We start from the raw sequence: 2,021 nt of genomic DNA, 5'->3' as shown, positions 1-2,021 counted from the left end.
CATTTTTCTCCAGTCCCCTCTCTCACGATACCTTTCTGATATTCTGCATCTCCGCCGCTTCGGCGGCTTTTTTATTGACCTCTTCCGGCCGCTTATACGTCGGCACCGCCTTGCGCATAGCCTCGCGCACTGTTTCGTCATCGTTGCTCTGCAAAGCCTGCCGCAGCATATCCAGCCGTTTGTTTAAGTCTGCCATGGTAATCGGCTCGTCCTTTTCGATAAAGATCAGGTCGTTATCCGTCTTACGCAGGGTTTCGCTCTTTACCAAAAGCTCCTCGTACAGCTTTTCACCGGGCCGCAAACCGGTTTCAATAATCTTGATATCCTTATCAGGCTCCAGACCGCTGAGCCGTACCATGTTCACAGCCAAATCATAAATACGCACCGGCTGCCCCATATCCAGCACAAAAAGCTCGCCGTTTTTGGCGATTGCGCCGCTGTGCAGCACCAGCTGGCTGGCTTCTGGAATAGTCATAAAGTAGCGGATAATACGCTTGTCCGTCAGCGTTATGGGCCCGCCGCTCTGAATCTGCCGCTTGAACAGCGGTATGACGCTGCCTGCGCTGCCCAGCACATTGCCGAAGCGCGTGTCGCTGAACACTGTCCTGCTGTTCACAGCGCTGTGGGCGCGGGCGATAATTTCGCACATGCGCTTGGTGGCTCCCATGATATTGGTCGGGTTCACCGCCTTATCCGTAGAAACCATCATAAAACGCTCCACGCCATATTCCTCGCACAGCTCGATAACATTCAGCGTGCCGAACACATTGTTTTCCACGGCCTCGATGCAGTTCTTTTCCATCAGGGGCACATGCTTATGCGCCGCCGCATGAATCACAATGTTCGGATGATATTCCTGCATCACGCGGGCCATGGCCTGCTTATTGCAGATGGACGCTATCTCTACGCGGAAATTCAGCGTTCCTCCGTACAGCAGGCGCAGCTCCTGCTGCAAGTCGTAAACGCCGTTTTCGTAAATATCCAAAGCGATAATCTGCGCAGGCTCCATCTTCGCCAGCTGGCGGCACAGCTCGCTGCCGATACTGCCTCCGCCGCCGGTAACGAGAATGACTTTATTTTTATAATAGCCATGCACCAGCTCGTTATTGACTACGATGGGCATGCGGAACAGCAGCTCCTCGATGTCAAATTCCCGCAGCATACGCTTGCCGTGCTGGGCCACATCAGCCACGGAAAAGTCGTAGACCTTTACTCTGTAGCCTGCGGCTTTATATAATTTGAAAAGATGTTCCTTTTTCGTATTGATAATGTTGGTAATGGCAAAGACTACCTCCTGCACGTCCAGCGCCTTCAGCTCGTCCAAGCCTTCCGCCCCTTCCCTGAGGATGGGCAGCCCCATGACCTCGCGACCGACCTTGCTTCTGTCCTGGTCGATGAAGCATACCGGCACATAGCCCGCGCTGTCATTGCTCAGCAATTCGTCGGCCAGCACTGCGCCCAAGCGCCCTGCGCCGATGATGGCAATGCGGATGCGTTTGCGCTCGTTTCTGCGCTCTTTGATAACCTCGCTCCCGGCAAATAACACCAGAAGCCCACGCAGGAAAGCGCCCTGCTTGCTGCGGCGCACGCCGAAGCGGTAGCAGTAGCGGTACATCAGCCGCATGCCTACTGCTCCCAAAAGGTTAAGCATAATAATGATCAGCCAGCGCTGACTGCTTAAGTGCAGCGCCGGGAAGCACCATTTAACAGGAAAATACAGCAGCAGCGCTACAAAATCCGTAGCGAACAGCCGCATATAGACGTGTACGCCGCCGTAGCGGATGATCATCTGGTAAACATGGCCTGCGGTTCTGCTGCACAAAAGGCACAGCAGAGAAGCGGCAATCACAATGACCGATTCCCGCGGCGAAGCGCCCTCCCAACCGTACAGGGACACAACGAAGCCCACGACGGCAAAGTATATCAGGGCGTCGTAAAGCATCAGCTGCCAACGGATATTAAATTTTCCTCCCTTACGCAATAACTCCATAAACCCACATTCCCAAAGAAAATTTTCGCGA

At 53.9% G+C, this 2,021-nt stretch carries 1 protein-coding gene; it reads right to left on the bottom strand.

From position 1 onward, the window contains the following. Positions 1-22 precede the first annotated feature (22 nt). Positions 23-1,990, bottom strand: coding sequence for a nucleoside-diphosphate sugar epimerase/dehydratase (locus QZ105_RS10435; RefSeq protein ID WP_293729856.1), 1,968 nt, complete (start codon positions 1,988-1,990; stop codon positions 23-25). Positions 1,991-2,021: the final 31 nt, after the last annotated feature.

The sequence above is a fragment of the uncultured Phascolarctobacterium sp. genome (assembly GCF_905212365.1).
Lineage (GTDB): Bacteria > Bacillota > Negativicutes > Acidaminococcales > Acidaminococcaceae > Phascolarctobacterium_A.
The sequence above is the reverse complement of the archived record's forward strand: the minus strand, read 5'-3'. Positions and strand labels throughout refer to the sequence as shown.

Bases quoted from the DNA above. Each gene is read 5' to 3' on its own strand.
- QZ105_RS10435 (WP_293729856.1), bottom strand. From the start codon at position 1,990: ATGGAGTTATTGCGTAAGGGAGGAAAATTTAATATCCGTTGGCAGCTG.